This window comes from Gardnerella piotii, assembly GCF_003397585.1.
In the GTDB taxonomy this organism is placed as follows: domain Bacteria; phylum Actinomycetota; class Actinomycetes; order Actinomycetales; family Bifidobacteriaceae; genus Bifidobacterium; species Bifidobacterium piotii.
Map to the genome: position 1 here is coordinate 532750 of NZ_QJUV01000001.1, position 18504 is coordinate 551253.

General features: G+C 40.5%; 13 protein-coding genes. 5 read left to right on the plus strand and 8 right to left on the minus strand.

The annotated features are described in order from the left end of the window. Window positions 1-90 precede the first annotated feature (90 nt). A complete protein-coding gene (locus D0T20_RS02425; protein WP_004574649.1) occupies window positions 91-1575 on the plus strand; it encodes a sensor histidine kinase in 1485 nt (494 codons plus the stop codon). A gap of 9 nt (window positions 1576-1584) precedes the next feature. Here the strand turns inward: D0T20_RS02425 and D0T20_RS02430 are convergent, their stop codons facing one another. From D0T20_RS02430 to D0T20_RS02445, 4 genes are all read right to left on the minus strand, one after another. Next, window positions 1585-1857 (minus strand): WhiB family transcriptional regulator, encoded by a 273-nt coding sequence (locus D0T20_RS02430; RefSeq protein ID WP_016636286.1) that lies wholly within the window; start codon window positions 1855-1857, stop codon window positions 1585-1587. A gap of 154 nt (window positions 1858-2011) precedes the next feature. Then, the gene (locus D0T20_RS02435; protein WP_116438288.1) at window positions 2012-3787 is read right to left on the minus strand and encodes an FtsK/SpoIIIE domain-containing protein; all 1776 of its coding nucleotides are present in this window, start codon (window positions 3785-3787) and stop codon (window positions 2012-2014) included. A gap of 96 nt (window positions 3788-3883) precedes the next feature. Then, window positions 3884-5233 carry an LCP family protein gene (locus D0T20_RS02440; RefSeq protein WP_162862664.1) on the minus strand — a complete coding sequence of 450 codons (1350 nt, stop codon included), beginning with the start codon at window positions 5231-5233 and terminating at the stop codon, window positions 3884-3886. Between the two features lie 133 nt (window positions 5234-5366). Then, the gene (locus tag D0T20_RS02445; protein ID WP_162862665.1) at window positions 5367-6848 is read right to left on the minus strand and encodes an LCP family protein; all 1482 of its coding nucleotides are present in this window, start codon (window positions 6846-6848) and stop codon (window positions 5367-5369) included. Window positions 6849-6948: 100 nt separating this feature from the next. On the opposite strand from D0T20_RS02445, the gene D0T20_RS02450 reads away from it, so the two are divergent. Together D0T20_RS02450 and D0T20_RS02455 are read left to right on the plus strand one after the other, a co-directional pair. Continuing rightward, window positions 6949-10260 (plus strand): glycosyltransferase family 2 protein, encoded by a 3312-nt coding sequence (locus D0T20_RS02450; RefSeq protein ID WP_116438289.1) that lies wholly within the window; start codon window positions 6949-6951, stop codon window positions 10258-10260. A gap of 57 nt (window positions 10261-10317) precedes the next feature. Continuing rightward, a complete protein-coding gene (locus D0T20_RS02455; protein ID WP_116438713.1) occupies window positions 10318-11943 on the plus strand; it encodes a DUF5719 family protein in 1626 nt (541 codons plus the stop codon). A gap of 23 nt (window positions 11944-11966) precedes the next feature. Here D0T20_RS02455 and D0T20_RS02460 read toward each other — a convergent pair whose 3' ends face one another. After that, window positions 11967-12395 (minus strand): metallopeptidase family protein, encoded by a 429-nt coding sequence (locus D0T20_RS02460; RefSeq protein ID WP_004131993.1) that lies wholly within the window; start codon window positions 12393-12395, stop codon window positions 11967-11969. A gap of 118 nt (window positions 12396-12513) precedes the next feature. On the opposite strand from D0T20_RS02460, the gene D0T20_RS02465 reads away from it, so the two are divergent. Continuing rightward, window positions 12514-13326 carry an HAD-IIB family hydrolase gene (locus D0T20_RS02465; protein ID WP_162862666.1) on the plus strand — a complete coding sequence of 271 codons (813 nt, stop codon included), beginning with the start codon at window positions 12514-12516 and terminating at the stop codon, window positions 13324-13326. Window positions 13327-13427: 101 nt separating this feature from the next. Further along, the gene (locus tag D0T20_RS02470) at window positions 13428-14165 is read left to right on the plus strand and encodes a ComF family protein (protein WP_116438290.1); all 738 of its coding nucleotides are present in this window, start codon (window positions 13428-13430) and stop codon (window positions 14163-14165) included. Between the two features lie 38 nt (window positions 14166-14203). On the opposite strand, the gene D0T20_RS02475 is transcribed toward D0T20_RS02470, so the two are convergent. The 3 genes from D0T20_RS02475 to glgB are packed head-to-tail and all read right to left on the minus strand — an operon-like array spanning window position 14204 to window position 18373. After that, window positions 14204-15253: a sensor histidine kinase gene (locus tag D0T20_RS02475; protein WP_409256831.1), complete on the minus strand. Its 1050-nt coding sequence runs from the start codon at window positions 15251-15253 to the stop codon at window positions 14204-14206. A 58-nt stretch (window positions 15254-15311) separates the two neighbouring features. Next, on the minus strand, window positions 15312-16061 hold the full coding sequence (locus D0T20_RS02480) for a response regulator transcription factor (RefSeq protein WP_004131998.1): 750 nt from the start codon (window positions 16059-16061) through the stop codon (window positions 15312-15314). A gap of 41 nt (window positions 16062-16102) precedes the next feature. After that, window positions 16103-18373, minus strand: coding sequence for a 1,4-alpha-glucan branching protein GlgB (gene glgB / locus D0T20_RS02485; protein ID WP_162862667.1), 2271 nt, complete (start codon window positions 18371-18373; stop codon window positions 16103-16105). Between the last annotated feature and the right edge of the window lie 131 nt (window positions 18374-18504).

Genomic DNA, 18504 nt, shown 5'->3' on the forward strand with positions numbered 1-18504 from the left:
ACGCGCTTTAATGGACTTTAGAATCTTAGTCTGTTTATTTAGTCTGTTTATATTCGCGTGTTTATATTCGCGTGTTTATATTATTAAATCATGGCTGATTTTTCTCATATTCTTGCAACACGTCCAGATTTTGACGAGTCGGATCGCGAATGGTTGCATCACCTTGTAGCAGATTGGCAAGTAATAGCAGATTTAAGTTTTGCAGACTTGCTTTTGGTTATTCAAAATGGCAATGGAGATTACGTTGTAGCAGAACAATGCCGTCCATCTACAGCAATCACGCTTAGAACCGAAGATTTACTCGGCGTAAAGCTAGACGAATCAATGCATAATGAGCTAGAAGCAGCAATGAGTAAAGAAACAAGTTTCCACTCTTCGGTTTTAAGAACTGTTGGAAGAGCTACTGTTTGCAATGTTTACGCTCCAGTTCGCCACAATGGCAAAACGCTTGGTCTTGTTCTTAGAGAAACAAATCTTGCAACAAGAGAATCAAACGGTAGGTACGAGACGGAAAGCATTAATGCTGGCAAAACGTTGTTCGACATGATTGCGCGCGAGCAGTTTCCGTACCACGATTCAATGCTAAATCAGCGCCACAATGCTCGAGTTGCAGATGGTTTTATTATTTTAGAAGAAAGCGGTGTTGTTCGCTATGCTTCTCCAAACGCAATCAGCTGCTTCCGCAGACTTGGCGGATTAAACACTATGCAAGGCGAGTTCTTGTGCGAGTTTGGAGCGCGTCTTCTTCACACAAACGATGTTGTTCCCGAAAGCTTGCCTTTGGTATTAAGCGGTAAAGCAGATGTTGATTGCGAGTTAGAAGTAAATAATTCCGTTGTTTCTATGCGCTCGCTGCCGCTTTATGGTCCTAACGATAGAACTGGTGCAGTTGTTCTTTGCCGAGATGTTACGGAGGTTCTTAGAAGAGAAAAGGAGCTTCAGACTAAGAACGCTACTATTTCCGAGATTCATCATCGCGTTAAGAATAATCTTCAAGCTGTTTCTGCTTTGCTTCGTCTTCAAGCTAGAAAAACTAAGTCGTACGAAGTTAGAAAAGAGCTAGAAGAAGCTCAAAGGCGAGTTCAAACTATTGCTCTTGTTCACGAAGGTTTAAGCCAGACAGCCGATGAGGTTGTTGACTTCGACAAAGTGATTTCTAGCTTGCTTAAAATGACGATTGAACTTGCTTCGCAAAATCAAAATATTACAGTTGATTTTTGTGGTAAATTCGGCAAGCTTGCAGCTCAAGACGCAACGCCTCTTTCTCTTGTTTTAACCGAGCTTGTTACAAATGCTGTTGAGCACGGTTTTGAAGGCATGAGTGAAGGTCATATTAAGATTTCTGTTGGTCGTGGAGGAGACAATCTTAGTATTGTTGTAGAAGACAATGGCGGCGGAATCGAAAGCGAATCCTTGCATGGAATGGCAAAGTCTTCTGGATCTGGATTAGGCACTCAGCTAATCAACACTTTTGTTACTAACGATTTTGGTGGCACTGTTAAGTGGGAATCGCGAAGAGAAGGCGGAACTCGCGTTTTGCTGGATATTAAGCTGCGCGTTCCTGGAGTAGAGTAGTCTATCTAACTAAAATTCAGCGTTTTGATTTCTGCGCGCTCGCATTGCTCTACGCTTTAGCGAGCGCCTTTCATCTTCGCTAAGACCGCCCCAAACGCCGTAATCTTGGCTTGTTTCTAGAGCGCATCTTAAGCAATTGTCGGCAACATTACAAGTTCTGCACACTGCTTTGGCTTCTTCAACTTGCTGATTGGATGAGCTGTTATTTCCTACTGGGAAGAAAAGTTCAGGATCCTTATCTCGGCAAGCTGCTTTTGCACGCCAGTCGAATGCGCTACTCATAAGTAAATAACCTCTTTTTAATACGCGTATATTTTTACTAAATTTGCTAGATTTTGTATAAAACTATCCGCACTCCAGGAAAGCATGAATATAACTTTTTTTCAAGACTTTTACAAAATTTTTTTAATCTTTTTGAGTGATTTAAGTCATATTTTTATGTAAAACTCAATATTTGCAGCAAATTAGCTTTTCCAGGAATCACCATTATGCATCTTCCTGGTGTTTGATAATCTTCTGCGCTTAGTGTTTTTAGTAAGTCGGTAGGTATTCCAAGCATTGAGTCTGTTGCAGCATCGCCTGTTGGGAAGATTATTCTTACTAGCGCTTGCTCTGGTATGCGTATGTGTCTTGCGTTTTGAGAGCAAAATATTACTGCTGTTTTAGTGTCTTTTAGTTTGCATTGCAATTCTTTAGACTTTTCGTCGCTGTTAAAAGGCTCTAAAAGTGAGTCTGCGTTGTCTTGAATGTGAATGTTTTTTGAATCAAGATTTTGCACACTAATAGCATTTTTAATCACATTTATAAGATTAGACTTTCCTCGTTTGCTTCCACCAATAATTGCTATGTTTCCAAGATTTGTTGGCAAAATTGCTTCGCTTAAGTTAATTCCGTCGTCTTTTAAGCCGATTAAAAGTCCAAACTCGCTATCTTTTGTGTTTTTGCAGTATTTATTAAGTGTTGAATTATTTAAGTATTTTGGTAGGGGAGCGCTAAACAATTGCTTAGGAGTTTTGTAGCAATAGAATTTTCCAGCCAATTCGATTGCTTTTATAAGCGAATTTTTGTTTTGACTTTGTGAACATTGTAACGCTACTATTCCGTCTCCCGTATTGCAATATGCTGCTCCAGGATTATTCGGGTTTATGCTTGCAGCGGCAGGAGACCCAAGTAGTTCGTGCGATTGCATTGCGTCTCTAACTCTTAAACAAATGTTTATAGACATATTTGCTTTCATATCTGCATTTACTTGTCCCATTGGATTTTGTGTGCACGCTATAAGATGCATTCCTAGGGATCTTCCAACAGAAGCTATGCGTATTAGGCGATTCATGTAATCGGGTAGTTGATTTTTAAGAGCATGGAACTCGTCTATAACAATCACCATTGAAGGCTCGCTTGGTTTTACTTGACTAATATCGTGGCAGCCTTGATTTGCCACCAATCTTTCTCGCCTGTCTAATTCCATTTCTAATCCGCGCAATGCTCTTGCAGCATGCTTAAGATTTAAGTCTCCAACGTTTCCAACGCTGTGTGGAAGTGTGGAAAGAGAATCGAATGTAGCTCCTCCCTTAAAGTCCATAAACACAAATTGCAATAATTTAGGTGAATATCTAAAAGCTAGAGCCAAACACAAAGATGTTAGTAAAACGGATTTTCCAGACCCAGTTGTTCCTGCTACAAGCGCGTGCGGGCCATTTTTAACAAGATCTATACAAAAGTAACCGCTGCTGTTTATTCCGATTGGAGCTTCTAAAGAGTTTTTAGAAGACACTAGCCAAGCGTATACAACATTTTTCCATGGAGGAACACGATTTTGCATGTTTTTAGAGTAATTTGTAGAAACGATTTGATTTGCGTTATTAATCAGCATTGCTTCCAGGTTTATTGGAACAAGAGTTTCTGGAACACCTTTAATATGAGAGTCGACTGTTGTTTTGCTAAAGTGAACGCTTTGATTCGTATTATTCTTTACTAAACTTTTGTTGTTTTTGTTTGAATTGTATTGAACAATTTGCGGTATTAAGCAAGCAATATACATCATTATGCTAGGAACAATCATTGCAAGCATCATCCAACTTTTTTGCAAAAACGCCATTATAGCAAGAGCAACATTGGCTAAAATAGGCACAATATTTGCCATTATTTGCATCCAAAACATTGGTTTTGAAGCTATGCTTTTAGTATTGTTTGCATTGTTTTTGTATTCCATAACGCAATAGTGTATTGCGATTAAGAAATATGCAAGTAAAAACCACAAATGTGGTTAAAGGCTAAATTGGCTAAATATGATTAGCTAAAATTATGTTTATTGCTCTGCAAGCGTTCCAACGTTTCCAGGCGCATGCGTTCCAGCAGATAATTGATCGAATAATTCAATGTTTTTAGCATCGTCTAACAAAACGGATGATCCAACTGAATACACCCAATAATCTGGATTAGTCCAATAGACTGTTCCTGTTACGCCGTCTTTTCCTGTTGCTTCCTTAAAAGCAAGACCCATGTTCAGCAGTGTTCCAGGATTCGAGTTTTCGTCTAATATTGCAGAATCAAGCGATGCTTTTGCAAAACCTTTTACTTTCGAGAAGTTTGTAAGCGTGCTGCTAGATAAAGCTTTTTTCATTATTGCGCTAATTACCATTCTCTGTCTTGCAGCTCTTCCAAAATCAGATTGAGGATCTGCATATCTCATTCTAGAAAATGCTAATGCAACGTTTCCGTCTACACTGTGGCATCCTGCAGTCCAATTAAGCCCACTGTAGGCATCGCTAACTGTGCGATCGTAGCATAAGTCTATTGTTCCAAGCGAGTTTACAACGTTTGTAAGTCCTGCGAATTTTATTTCTGCAACGTGGTCTATTTTGTGGCCAGTAATTTTTTCAACGGTTTTTGTTAGTGCTCTATTTCCAAGATCTTGTGCAACTGTGTTAATCTTCATTTGCTGGCCGTTTACAGAAACTAGCGAGTCTCTTGGAATGGATATTAAGGAGCTGTGCCCACTTACTGGTTTTGTTAAAACAAGAATCGTATCTGTTCTAAATCCAGTTATTTCTTTTGCTTCTTCGCCTTCTCGTTGATCCGATCCTAAAATTAGCCAAGTTGTTTCTTGAGTATCTGGAGTATCCGTTAGCCAATTATCTCGCTTAATTTGAGAGTCAACCCAGTTCCAAGATAAAACGCCTAGTGCTCCTACAAGAATCAATATTGTTACTAAAAGCAGGGATAAGTACTTTAGTAAGCGATGTTTTTTTCTAAAAGCAAGAGCTCCAACAGAAGAATTACTTGCTATTGGTCTAACTTCGTTTTGACTAAAGTTTTGGATTCTTTTTGGAGTAAAACTAGATGCACTTGCATTGTTTTGGCTTAAACGCTGACTTTGTTCGGGGTAGTACTGCTCGCTATATGCTTGTGTGCCAGTGTTTTGCGTGCGATAATTTTGCGAATTTTGGCTTACTTTTCTAGGCTTTGGCTCAAACGACGGTGCACGCTGAACAGTCTCTTGCTTGTTTAATTCGCTGTTTTTATGCGCGTTATTGTGTGCGTTTTTAGGCGGAAAGCTCGGTATTGAATTCGCGTTTTTATTATGTTTATTCGATGGAGCAAAGCTAGGTGGATTATTTTGATTCCCCAAAGCGTCTTCTGGACGTTGCTGGCTCATTTATCCTCCCTAAGCCACGCGTTTGCAATATTGATGGCGTCTATATGTATGCATAATTATTAGTGAAAACTAACAATGGCATTATAAAACAACGTAGTTATAAACTATTTAACAACGTGCTTTTTCTAGTGTATTATTTTCCTTTTGGAACAGCGCATATTGTATTATTTAGGTATTTATCTGCAATTCCCATGTAGTGACCAGTTTGTGGGTTTCTTATTGTTCCGTCTTCTGGGTTAACGATTCCGCCGCTATTTGGATCAATAAGTCTGCCTAAGCTGTCTTTTGCTAATCCAGTTTTTGGATCCACGCGCCCAATTTTAACTGCATTTGGATCTGCATAGGAATTAGAGGAATTAAGGCTATTTTCGCCAGAATTTGTAGACTCCGCAGAGTCGTTAGAATCTGCACTAGAAGAATCGGAGTTTTCTTTAGAATCAGACTTTTTGCCATTTTTTGCGTTCTTTTTTGAAGACTTTTTACTTTTACTTGGTTTTTCGCCTAAATCTTTAGTTAACGGCTTATCTTCTTGCATTAAATCCCAAACGTCTTGAGCACTTTCGTCTAAAATAACACGATTTTCATCGTATGGGTCGGTTGCAATCGGTATTGTTTGTGCGTAAATGTGCGAAGGCTTTAGATTACGAAGACTTGCAGCTAAACCAACCAGTGTTGTAGGGTTTGCAAGACCCTGGCTCATATTAAGTGACTTTAGAGCTGACTTTGCAAGTTGATAAAGCTGGCCCGACTGTGTTAGAAGATTCTTAGATAGCGCTTGATGAATAAGTTGCTTAAGAAGATATTGCTGGCGCGTTGTTCGCATAATATCGCTTCCGTCGCTTGCGCTGTCGTGCCTCATTCTTGCATATTGTGTTGCTTGCACGCCATCAAGGTGTTGGAGTCCGCGCTTTAGGTTAACGCCCGTGTAATAATCCCTGGTGTTTACAGGAATGCACAGGGTTACTCCGCCAATCGCGTTAATCATATCGCTTAAACCGCTAAAGTCTGCAACAATAAAATCTGTTATATTTAAGCCAGTAATCTCGTTTACTGTTGCAAGCGTACATGATGCTGCACTTGCTAAGTCGCCTCCTTTAGCGTAGCCAAGTGCGAAAATCGAGTTAAACATAACTTTACGTCTAGCTGGAATTCTGCCTCTAGACGTATTGCACGATGCGGCTTTAACCATTGAATCTCTTGGAATTGAAACAATGTTTATATAAGACCTATCTGCGCTGATTTGAACAATCATTGCTGTGTCTGATTGATGATTTTCGTCTTCTCCGCCGCCCTGAAAAGCGCGATTCTTACCTTCTCGAGTATCTTGACCAAGAACAAGAATATTAATAGTTTTACCAGCATTAGGGTCTATTGACTGAATCTGTTTGGTGCTTGTTGAGATGGTTTTTATAACGCGCGAACTAATAGTAGAAGAAAAGTCAAGCCATACGGATGCGATTATTGTAGTTAAAAAGGCTAGAACGGCAATAATTGCCATGCAAATGATTTTACGAGTATTATTAAGCATTTGACTATTGAGAGTATGGTGTGGTGCAGATGAGTCCCAATAGTTAGTTTGGTACCGACGGTCTTGATTATACCGAGAGGCTGCCATGCTTCCTTCTTTCGTAAATGCACATATAAATCACTATTATAGTGTATTCTATTGAGATTTTAACATGCATAATACATACCCCTTGCGTAAACTGTTATGTATGGATTCAATAACCGCTGAAACTTGCACTTTTGAAAACGATGTTTTACAAGTCTTTTCTGCTATGAATAGAATAAAGCCTCGCGAGGTTGATTCTTCTATTGTTTCAATAATGAGCGTTGAGCAAGATACGCGGTTTTACGAAGAAACTTTGCAAGCGGTTATAAATCAAAGTGTTCTTCCTGGAACTATTGTTGTAGCTGATTGTGCTAGTAGAACACAAAAAGAGTTAGTAAAGTCTTTTAACGTTCAAATAGAGCCAACTCAATTATCGGGATTAATTTCTAGTGCAGATTTTTCCAACGGAAATCAAGCTTTTAGTAATGCGTATGGCAATGCGTACAGTGGCAATAATGCTGATTCCTACAAACAATATAAGCAAGTAAAAGTTGTTATTCTTCCAATTAAGTCTGCAAAATCATTCGGCGATGCTGTAGAAAAGTCTTTAAGAAAACTTTTGCCATTGCAAGGCGTTAAGTCGCTGTGGCTTTTGCACGACGATTCAAAACCTTGCGATTCAAAATGCTTGGAAGCTTTAAGAGAGACTTGGCGAAACACTCCAACAGCTTGCGTTCTTGGTGCAAAACAAGTTGATTGGCAAGGAAAAATTCTTCATAACGTTGGCATGTATGCGTGGAAGCATAAAGTGCATTCGCTTAGCGTAGAAGGCGAGCCAGATCAAGAGCAATACGATTTTAGGGGAGACGTCTATTCTGTTTCTCTTGCAGGCGCTTTAGTTTCGCTTAGCACTTGGCAAACAATGCGAGGAACTCAGCCTTGGCTTACCACTTTTGAAGAGTCTAACGATTTTTGTAGGCGAGTCGTTTTAAGCGGTGGGCGAGTTGTTGTTGTACCACAAGCCAGAATCGCGCATAGAAGAGCGCGTTTTGACGGTCTTCGCACTAGGAGCGGCGAAGAGCGCGATGCAGAAAAAACCAATGTTTGCTACGGTCTAGCTTATTCGATTATGGCAAAGCAAAGATACATGTATACAGATGTTAGCGTTATTATGTGGCCTCTTATTTGGCTTTGCTCTGTTCCAATGTCAATAATCCGAGCACTGCAATCTTTGTTTGCTAAGCAGCCGTATGTTGCGTTTATGCGTCTTATGCTTCCTTGGATTGCGTTAGCGCAATTGCCTCGCGCTATTTTTGCAAGAAGACGAGTGTCTAGAGTTTCAAAAGTTTCCTTAAAACGACTCACTTCTCTTATAGCAAGTCGTAGTCAAATTACGCGTTGGAAAGACAAAACTATTGCTTTTAAGACTCAAAAAAAGGGTGTTATTTTAAGTCCGCTTGCAAGAAAACACTTGCATAGAAGAGTTTTGTTTAGGTGGAGCGCCGCAATTTGTGCATCTCTACTTGTTTTTGCAACCGTAATACTTCTTTACGGAGCGCCAATTAATAAGATTCTTTCTGGATCATCGCTTTATTCAAGCCAGCTTCTTTCTACTGGAACAAGTTTTAGTGATTTGTTTAAGTCTGCGATTGGAGCATATATTCCAGACGACGGTTTTGCGTCTCCTCTTCCTCCATCTCCGCTTCTTATGATTTGGATGCTAGCTTCCATTGTGTTTGGTGGAAATACGTTAGCTGCAATAAACGCCATATTTTTCCTTGCTGCACCCGCTATGCTACTAAGTTTTTGGGCGCTCGCAGGCGTCTTTACTAGATCAGACATTGTGCGAGTGTGCTCTGGTCTTTGTTGGACAATGATTGCGATGGCTTTTGGCGTTTTTGCTAGAGGCGATTTGCCAATGATTCTAACAATGGTATTTTTGCCAGCTGCATTTGCGTTCGCTTTCCACGCTGTAGGAATGTATGTTACAGAAGACCCTGTTGTTCCAGTTGCGTCAATCCAAAGCGCAGCTTGCGCATCTTTGTGCTTTATGGTTCCGCTTGCGGCAAGTCCTCAGCTTTTGCTGCCAATGTTTGTTATTTTTGTTGCATCAATAATTATGGTGCGCTCGCATCGTTTTATGCTTGCGCTAATGCCTGTTCCATCTGTTTTGGTTCTTTTGCCAACTCTTGGTAGCGTTGTGCGCTATTTTGGAACTGGAATGTGGCGTCAAATTTTTGCTAGTATGGCTTTGCCTTCTCAAAAAATAAATGGCGCTCCTAGGGCTAGTAGTTATATAGACGTTTTGCTTCGAGCGTTTAACATTGATTTGAATCATTTTTCTTCGGGTTCAATGTTAATTTTGCAACTTCGCGGAATAATCATGATTGTGTTTGCTGCGTTAGCTGTACTAATGGCTTTATGCGCGCTTGCTCTTCCGTTTGCTTTAAGAGCTTCAAGAATGATGTGGGTTGTAATAGTTAGTGGAATGGTGCTTTCTTTAGTCGCTTGCCGCGTTGTTGTTGCATCCGATTTTGACGGTCCTATTAGTGCAAGTATTCTTCCAGGCGTAAGCTTAAGCGCTCTTGGTGTTCTTGCATGCATGTGCATGGTTGCAGGAAAAGCTGTTCGTAGGTTTGAACCTTTGCGAAAATCTAATTCTGCTAATCAAGACAATAATCCAGACGATTACACTACGCGAGTTTCTAAGCGTGCAGCTATGAATCGTTCTGCTAAAGCAATGATGAAAAAGCTTATTCATCTTGCAAGAGGAATTTTAGCTTTTGGAATTTTTGCAGTTGCTGCTTTGCTTGGATTATTTGCGATTATTAGCGGACCTGTAACCTCCGTTTACGCAAGCGATAGTGGCCTGCCGATGGTTGTTTCGGACTACTTAAATAAGAATAGTGCAAATCGCGTTCTTGCGATTAAAGCTGTGAATAGTCGTGAGTTGAATATTTCGCTTATGCGTACCGCTCGTGGCGATTTAGTTGACTTATCTCCATCTTTACAAGTTAGAGATGTTTTATATGGGCATTCTCCTAGTACGAATACGCTTTATTACGCGGCTTCTAAGCTTCTTTCTCACGCAAGCGATGAGTCGATTGTAACCTTAAAGCAGCTTGGTATTGGCGGAATTTACATTGTTAATGATTCTAAAGCCAAAAACGATTTAGCGGCTAATAATTCAATGATTAGCTTAGAAGGAGACGCAAATAAAGACGCAACAGAAAAGTTGATTGCAAACGTAAACGCTTCGGAAGGAACTCAGCTTGTTGTTTCATCTAGTCATGGAACGTATTGCAGATTCGACGATGTAGCAGACATGTCTTCTTCTAAAACTTCGATTTATAGTCATTCGCGTCCGCTTTCTTGGAGAATTCCATGGATTGTTGTTTTTGCTTTAGTGCTGCTATTGTATTGCCTGGTTGCTTTGCCTCGTTTTAACAGCAATAACGTAATAGAGCGTGAATAATTAGGATGATTAGTTAGAAGCTATGATTGATTAGACGGATAAATGGCAGGTAGATTAATGAAGTCAAATACGAATTCTAAAAATAGTCATCGTCATGCACAAGATGCTGCTTCAATTAGCGCTTCTGTTCGTTTTAGAAGATTCAAACTGTGGTCTTTGTCTATTTTAAGCGCTGCAATACTTGTTTCTTGCGCCGTTGTTGCTTCTTGCGTATGCCCACTCAAACAGCTAACAGACGACCCGATTTTTCCTATTGGAAGCGTAGAAAAGCGTGTTAGTTCTACAAATTTGCAAACAGTTTGCCCTAGCAGAATAGCTTTACCAGATTCAGCAAAATATGGCGATAGCGAGTTTCAAGAATCCGAAGGAGACTTAAAGTCAATAGCCAGATATGCGTCTTTTGGCAACGTTTATAAGTCCACTTTTAACGGCGTAAAATATGCTGGAGATTCTAAAGATTTAGTCAACAAATCTTTTAACAATCCTTCTAGTTCTTCTAGCGATCCTAGTGATTCAAGCGAAAGCCAAGATAGAGCTTATTTTGCAGAAAGTAATGTAGATAAAGACGCTCAAGTTTTGGAAAGTAGTCTTTTAAGTGCGCAATCTGGAACTGGGTCTGCTGCATCTGTTGCGTCTTGGGCTACAAACGGCGACTTAAAAGGCTTATCTGCCACTTCTTGCGTATCTCCTTCAATGCGCCAAAACTTTATTATTCCAAGAATAGCGGAAGGTGTTTCTGTAAGATTAAACTCTGTTAATCTTTCGTCTAAGCCTACAGTTGTAAGCGTTAAAGCATGGTCAACTAATAAATCGGGAGCGCAGCTAAATCTTTCTACAGGAAGCACTTTTACTGTTCTAGCGCATAGTGACGCTTACTTTAACATTTCTGCAGCTGCATCAAAGTCGGATGGCCTTTATATTCAAGTTTTAAGCGAGCAAGCTCCAGTTTCGTCGTTTGTTAAGTTTATTAGTTCATCTGGTCTTGTTTCTAAAGGCGTGGATATTATTTCTCCGCAAGAATCAGCATCTTTAGAGCCTGTTTTGCCAGGAGTTAGTGAAGGTGACCAAGCCAAAGCTTATATTTGGTCTAATAAAAGCGGAAAAGTCGATTTGTATTGGCTCGATGATTCTGGAAAAAAGAGCATAAAGCAAGTAGATTTTAGTGCAAGACAGATTCAAGTTGTTGATTTACCAGAAGTGCCTAAGGGCGTTGGAGCGATTTTTGCTCAAAGTAACGTTCCGATTTTTGCTATGGCTTCTGTTGAAAAAAGTGGCAAAGATGGTCAAAGCGATATTGCTTTTGTTAATGCTGTTCACTCTATTACAAATAGTGCGCTTGTTTCCCCATTTTCTGCAGACGAAACTTCGCTACATATTGCAAACGGATCTGTTGATAATGCCAATGTAAAGCTTAGTGCTTACGATTCTTCTGGCTTAAAAGTAGCGTCTAAGACTATTGAAGTTAAGTCTTATACTGTTTCCACGATTTTAGCGAAAGATATTAATCCTAAAGCTGTTATGTTTACTCTTAAGTCTAAATCTGGAGTTTCGTTTGCATCTAGGATTCAGTCAAAAGCAGTAAACGACGCTGGTTTTGCAAGCGTTGCGTGGCTTCCTTCTAAGTCGCTTGACCCTAATAGCATAAGTGTTAAAGTTCGCTCAAATCCTTCGATTGTAAAGTAGACTTAGGGCTTTTAGGCTGTTATTTACAATCCCCAATCCGGGTCGATTTCTTCTGGTCTTCTTCCGTACAATTCTGCTAAACGTTGCACTATCTCGTCTCTAATCGCGTATTGAAGCTCCGCTCTGCTAGTAACGTGTGTGCATAGTGGAAGTCTGTATAAAACTATTCTTTGTGGTATTCCTTTAGATGCAGGAAAAGCTTGAGACATTATTCTTTTATTACTTTCCCACAAAACTGGCTGGCTTGGAGGAACATCTTCTACAGCAAATTGAACGTCTTTTATAAGATTTGACCAAGCACTGTTAAGTCTTCTAATTTGAGCTGCTACCATTGAATCGAACATTCCGCTGGCTGTTCTGTATCTAGGAAGTCGCGTGCCAAACATTGGCGCGCGCATGCCGCGTCCGTGGCGGTTTCTGTATCTTTTTTGTTCCCATACTAAAGACGTCATACACTTAACTTTATTTGTATGCTAGGGCATTTGATTAATGTGCAAACACAAAACGGTGTAGTAAATATGTTGATAATATGGAATACTTGAATTGCATAGTTTGTACAGGAGGAAAGCGTTGGAGCCAAATATTTATGAGTACAATGAGCAGGGGCTTTGTGAGCGTCTTGCTTTGTGTTCACTTATTGGTTTTGACTTAGACAACACTCTTGCATGTTCTAAAAAGCCTATGACTAGCCCAATGTGCAAGGTTTTTGGCGATTTAATCAATAAAATTCCTGTTGCGCTAATTACGGGTGGAGACTTGCGATTAGTCAAAAGCCAAGTTTTAAGCGTTTTGCCTAAGAGCACAAATCTAGACAATTTTCACATTATGCCAACTAATGGAACAAGCTATTATCGAATTGTTGATGGCAGTCTTAAATGCGTGTATTCTCACACGATTTCCGTAAAAGACGCAAATCGAATTATTAGTGTTGTTAAAGATTGCGCTAAAAAAATGGGATTGCTAAAAAGCGTTGGAGACAAAGATCTTTGGGGTAGTCAAATAGAAAATCGTGGTACTCAAATCACTTTTTCTGCACTAGGTCAGCTTGCTCCAATCGAACTTAAAAAGGATTGGGATCCTAGTGGCAAGCTAAAGGAGCAGCTAGCTGAACAAATTTCTGCATATTTGCCCGACTTTTCTGTGCGAGCTGGCGGAGAGACAAGTGTTGATATTGTTTGCAAAGGAAACAACAAGGCTTATGCTCTTGATTCTCTTTGTAACATTTGCGGGATTTCGCTAAAATCTGTTGCTTTTGTGGGAGATCGCATGTACAAAGGCGGCAACGATTATCCAACTTCTTTAACAGGAGCGCTTGCGATTTGCGTAAAAAATCCTAGTAACACTTTTGAATTGTGCTCTAAGCTATTAGAAAGTCTTAAGTAAAGTTTTAAGTAAATACTTAATTAAAGTCTTAAGTAAAAAGCCTTTAACCACATTGCTCTAATTTTATTGCCATTTGTTTTTAACGTTGCTATCGTCTTTTTATGATTTACAAAAACCTTAACAAAAGCAAACAAAATCGGCTTATTTCCAACGTTTCTTGGGTAAATGTGCTTAAGACTATTTTTAATCTTGCTTTTCCAATTTGCTGCGCTGGCTGCTCAATGGCAGATTGCGTGCTTTGCAACGAATGCAAATCAAAGTTTAGTAAATGGCATAGAGACCCGTTTAGTGGCGTATTTTGCAAAAACATCTATTCTTGTGCAACATACGGATGGGCTGTAAGAAGGTGTATTTTGCAATGGAAAGATCATGGAAACCAACTTTTAGATAAGCCTTTTTCTAACTTGCTTTTTAGCTTGATTATTAGTGTTGTTGGAAGCTCAAGCAAAGTGGCCATTATTCCAGTTCCTTCGTCTTTTGCGTCTAAAAGAAAGCGTGGTAGAAGTCATATGGATCCAATAGCTAAAAATGTTGTTAAAAGTCTTAAAAAACAAGGCATCGATGCTACTTTTGTTAAAGCAATTAAAATGATTAATGTAAGGGGAAAGTCTGTTCAACTAAGGGGGAGTAGGCAAAGATCTTTGCGCACGTCTAAAGGTTTATTGGTGGATGCAAGTGGCATTAAAAACGGGTACAAAGTGATTATTATAGACGACATTATTACTACGGGGTCTACGCTAAAAAACTGTGTTAAAGAGCTAAATAAAAGCGGTGTTGCTGTTTTTGCGTGTTTTGCGCTGGCTGGAGTGTGGTCTAAAGAAAGCGTTTTATACTCTTAGATTTGCGTGATTATGCTCTTAAAACTCGCGCAATCTTTCTATTCGCTGTATGTAAGCGGCAATGTTATCTCAAAATTAACTCCGCGCTTATCGTCTACAACTCTAACGTTTCCGTGATGAAGCAGCGCGGCCCATCTTGCAATCGAAAGTCCTAATCCAGTTCCGCCAGACTCTGTTCCAATTCCTTGATTTCCCTTAACAAATCTGCGGAAAATGTCTGCTCGATTTTCTTCAGGAATTTGCGTTCCAAAATTAATAACATTGCAAACTAAAATATTTTTTTCGTGATTCGACTTAGCGCTTATAAGAATCTTTGTGTTGTCTGCAGAATGTTTGATTGCGTTAGATACTACGTTTGTAAACAATTGAGATAGGCGATTTTTGTCTCCAACAAGCATAATGTTGTTTTCAATATTAAGACTTATGCTGTGATTGTGACCCGCGTCTGCGATTTTTACTGTTTCTACAATGTTGTTAATAAAGTCTTTAAAGTCAAAGCTTGTAATAACAAGGCTCTCTGCGCCTGCTTCTACTCTAGATAAGTCAAGAAGAAAAGTGATTAAATCAGCTAATTTATGTGTTTGATTTACGATTGCTTCCATATTTGATGGCGTTGGCTCCACAACTCCATCTGCAAGGTTTTCCACCATTGCTTGCAAAGCGCTAACAGGCGTTCTAAGCTCGTGGCTAACGTTTGCTATAAGGTCTCGGCGCATATTGTCTGCGTGCTCTAGTTCTTCTGCCATCTCGTTAAAAGCAAGAGTGAGCTTTCCAACTTCGTCTTTTCTGCTTTCGATCTGAACACGTACAGAATAGTCGCCATCTGCCATAGTCTCTGCAGCATCGCGCATTTGTCTAAGTGGGGAAGTTAATCCTCTAGAAAATGCGTATGTTATTCCTAATGCAACTGCAAGAGTTAGTGGCATTGCAATCCAACCACTTAATCCAACTTTTAGTAAAAACCATGCCATAACAAATGCTATAGCTGTTGCAAAAACAATAATCGCAGACAATTCGCCTTTTAATGACGTAAAAAATCCTATTGCGCTTTTAGGATGAGGCAGTGGATTCTTTAGAGTGTTCTTCATCGAATTTTTTAATGAACTCTTTAGTAGATTGCTATTTTTTATGTTCTTATGATCTTTGCTATTTTTGAGAATCAAATTCTGGCTCATAATCTTCTTTAGGTGGCTCAAAAGCGTAGCCTACTCCATGTATTGTGCGAATCCAATCAGATCCAATCTTATGTCTTAAAGATTTAACGTGGGAATCAACTGTGCGCGTTCCCGAAGCATCTGGCCAATCCCAGACTTTTTCTAAAAGTGTTTCTCTTTTTAACACTTCGTGAGGGTGATTTGCAAAAGTCGTAAGTAAAGAAAACTCTGTAGGCGTAAAGTGGATTGCTTTTTCGCCAATCGTAACAAGTCTTTGCTTTGTGTCAATAATCAAGTTTCCAAACTTAATTAAAGTGTTGTATTGTTCTCTTTTTGCGATTATTGCAGCGCGCTCAACTCTTCTTAAAAGCGCACCGCATCTTGCAATAAGCTCTCTAGGGGAGAATGGCTTTGTAACATAGTCGTCTGCACCTGCGCTTAATCCAGCCAACTTATCTGCTTCTGAGTCTCTTGCTGTAAGCATAAGAACAGGAATCGGGCATTTAGATACTATTCTTCGCGTTGCTTCTATGCCATCCATAAGCGGAAGCATAATATCCATGATTATAAGGTCTGGTTTTAAGCTTAACGCTGCTTTAACAGCAGACACTCCATCGCAAACAACTCTAGCTTTCCAACCTCTAGCAGCAATTCTTTGTGCTATAGCTGTAGCTAAATCTGGCTCGTCTTCTACAACAAGAATTGTTCGAGGAGCACTTGTTTGCAATGGAGTGTCCAACATTTTACCTAGTTTAGATTCCTTTTAGCTATTTAATCATTACCTTAATCTAGTGGCTTAAGGAATACAGCTCCAAGTGCTGGAACAGTAATCCTTGCAGAATACGGCCTGGAATGATACTCTTCGGCGGCAGCAGTAAATGTGCCGTTGTGAATATCGGATCCGCAATACTTAGCGTCGTCAGTAGTAAGAATCTCTTGCCACTTTCCGCCCTTAGGTAATGCCACTTGGTAATCTTGCCAAGCTTGACCAGAGAAGTTAACAACAACAACGATTTCTTCGCCGTTGTCTCCGATTCGCATGTAGCTTAATGTGTTGTGGTCAGAATCGTCGCTAGTAAGCCACTGGAATCCATCTGGCGTAAAGTCTTGGCTCCAGAATGCCCTAGAGCTCTTATACAAAGCATTAAGATCTGCAACCAGCTTTTGAACTCCTTGATGGAATGGCCATTGAAGCTCGTGCCAATTAAGCGAATTGTTGAAGTTCCATTCGCAAGACTGGCCGATTTCTCCACCCATAAACAGAAGATTCTTTCCTGGGTGAGACCATTGATACGCCAAGAGTGCGCGAAGGCCAGCAAACTGTTGCCATTCGTCTCCAGGCATCTTTCCAAGAAGAGATCCTTTGCCATATACAACTTCATCGTGGCTAAGAGGCAACACGTAATGCTCGGAATACGCGTAAACCATAGAGAACGTGATTTCGTTGTGATGCCAACGGCGATTAATCGGCTCTTCTTTAAGGTATTGCAAAGTGTCGTGCATCCAGCCCATGTTCCACTTTAAGCCAAAGCCTAAGCCGCCCATGTCTGTAGGAGCAGTAACGCCTTGATATGCAGTGGACTCTTCTGCAATCATCATAATTCCAGGATTATTCTTGTATGCAGTAGCGTTTGCTTCCTTAATAAAGTCAATAGCTTCAAGGTTTTCGCGTCCGCCATACATATTTGGACGCCATTGGCCAGCTTCGCGGCTGTAATCCAAGTAGAGCATAGAAGACACGGCATCTACTCGCAAAGCATCAACGTGATACTCGCTAAGCCAGAAGCACGCGTTAGCAACCAAGAAGTTGCGAACCTCGTGTCTGCCAAAGTTAAATATGTACGTTCCCCAATCTGGGTGCTCACCGCGGAGTGGATCTGGGTCTTCGTAAAGCGCAGTGCCGTCGAATCTGCCCAAAGCAAAGTCATCCTTAGGGAAGTGTGCTGGAACCCAATCCATAATCACACCAATGCCAGCCTTGTGGAGCTTGTTTACTAAGTACTTAAAGTCGTCTGGACTTCCAAGTCTGGAATCAACAGCATAATATCCAGTAACTTGATATCCCCAAGATCCCGAGAATGGATATTGTGTAAGAGGCATAAACTCAACGTGAGTAAAGCCTTCTTGCTGAACGTAATCAACCAAGTGATCTGCAAGCTCGCGATAATTGTCGTAATCGCGATTCCAGCTATTTGCTTGAACTTCGTAAATGCTAACAGGGCCATCATGCGCATTCGTCTTTGCGCGATGCTCAAGCCACTCGCTATCGTGCCACTTAAAGTCGGAGTCAACAACAACAGAACCAGTGTTAGGTGGAACTTCGTGCGAGCGCTCCATTGGGTCTGCCTTCATAATCCAGTTTCCAGCTTGAGTCATAATCTCAAACTTGTAAACCTCGCCTGCGCCTACTCCTGGAATGAAAAGCTCCCAAATGCCGCTAGAGCCAAGTGAACGCATTGCGTGACGGCGGCCATTCCAATAGTTAAAGTTGCCAACAACTCTTACAGCGCGAGCATTTGGAGCCCACACAGTAAAGGATGTTCCAGTAACTTTTTTAACCATTTTGCCTGTTTCTGGGCTTACAAGACCCCAAGAATCAGTAATGCTTTTAACATGAGCGCCAAGTGCTTCCCAAAGTTTTTCGTGCCTGCCTTCGCCAAACAGGTACATGTCCATGTCGCCGATTTGAGGCAAGTAGCGGTACGGATCGTCGTCTACAGACTCTGTGCCGTCTACTTCTACGGTACGAATGCGATAGCTAGGAACAGACCATTCTTTGCTTTTAGCGTGCTTAGTTGCAGGAATAGTGGCAACAAAAATGCCATTGTATTCGTGCTGAGCTTCGTACTCGCCGCTCTTAGTGAGAATTGTTACTTTCTTGGCCATTGGTCGCAAAACGCGAACCGTGGCAGTACCAGCGCCCTTGCCAGTTCCGAGATGTCCACCAAGGACCTCGTGAGGATTGTAATATTCTGCGTTGCTCACCGCAGCAAGCACGTCTTGACGAACGGCAACTGCGATTGCATCTTCATTGATGTTAGATACTGTACTCATGTTGTCTATCATACAACATTATTTGCGTATGTCTTGTGTGTTTTGAGCAAAGTTTGACTAATAAGTCAAAAAAATAATTTAATAGCGTTCAAGTCTTTGCCTTATGGGAAACTGAAATGAGTTTTTCTGTG

Bases quoted from the DNA above. Each gene is read 5' to 3' on its own strand.
- D0T20_RS02440 (WP_162862664.1), bottom strand. From the start codon at position 5,233: ATGAGCCAGCAACGTCCAGAAGACGCTTTGGGGAATCAAAATAATCCA.
- D0T20_RS02435 (WP_116438288.1), bottom strand. From the start codon at position 3,787: ATGGAATACAAAAACAATGCAAACAATACTAAAAGCATAGCTTCAAAA.
- D0T20_RS02430 (WP_016636286.1), bottom strand. From the start codon at position 1,857: ATGAGTAGCGCATTCGACTGGCGTGCAAAAGCAGCTTGCCGAGATAAG.
- glgB (WP_162862667.1), bottom strand. From the start codon at position 18,373: ATGAGTACAGTATCTAACATCAATGAAGATGCAATCGCAGTTGCCGTT.
- D0T20_RS02460 (WP_004131993.1), bottom strand. From the start codon at position 12,395: ATGACGTCTTTAGTATGGGAACAAAAAAGATACAGAAACCGCCACGGA.
- D0T20_RS02445 (WP_162862665.1), bottom strand. From the start codon at position 6,848: ATGGCAGCCTCTCGGTATAATCAAGACCGTCGGTACCAAACTAACTAT.
- D0T20_RS02470 (WP_116438290.1), top strand. From the start codon at position 13,428: ATGATTTACAAAAACCTTAACAAAAGCAAACAAAATCGGCTTATTTCC.
- D0T20_RS02480 (WP_004131998.1), bottom strand. From the start codon at position 16,061: ATGTTGGACACTCCATTGCAAACAAGTGCTCCTCGAACAATTCTTGTT.
- D0T20_RS02450 (WP_116438289.1), top strand. From the start codon at position 6,949: ATGGATTCAATAACCGCTGAAACTTGCACTTTTGAAAACGATGTTTTA.
- D0T20_RS02455 (WP_116438713.1), top strand. From the start codon at position 10,318: ATGAAGTCAAATACGAATTCTAAAAATAGTCATCGTCATGCACAAGAT.
- D0T20_RS02475 (WP_409256831.1), bottom strand. From the start codon at position 15,253: ATGAAGAACACTCTAAAGAATCCACTGCCTCATCCTAAAAGCGCAATA.
- D0T20_RS02425 (WP_004574649.1), top strand. From the start codon at position 91: ATGGCTGATTTTTCTCATATTCTTGCAACACGTCCAGATTTTGACGAG.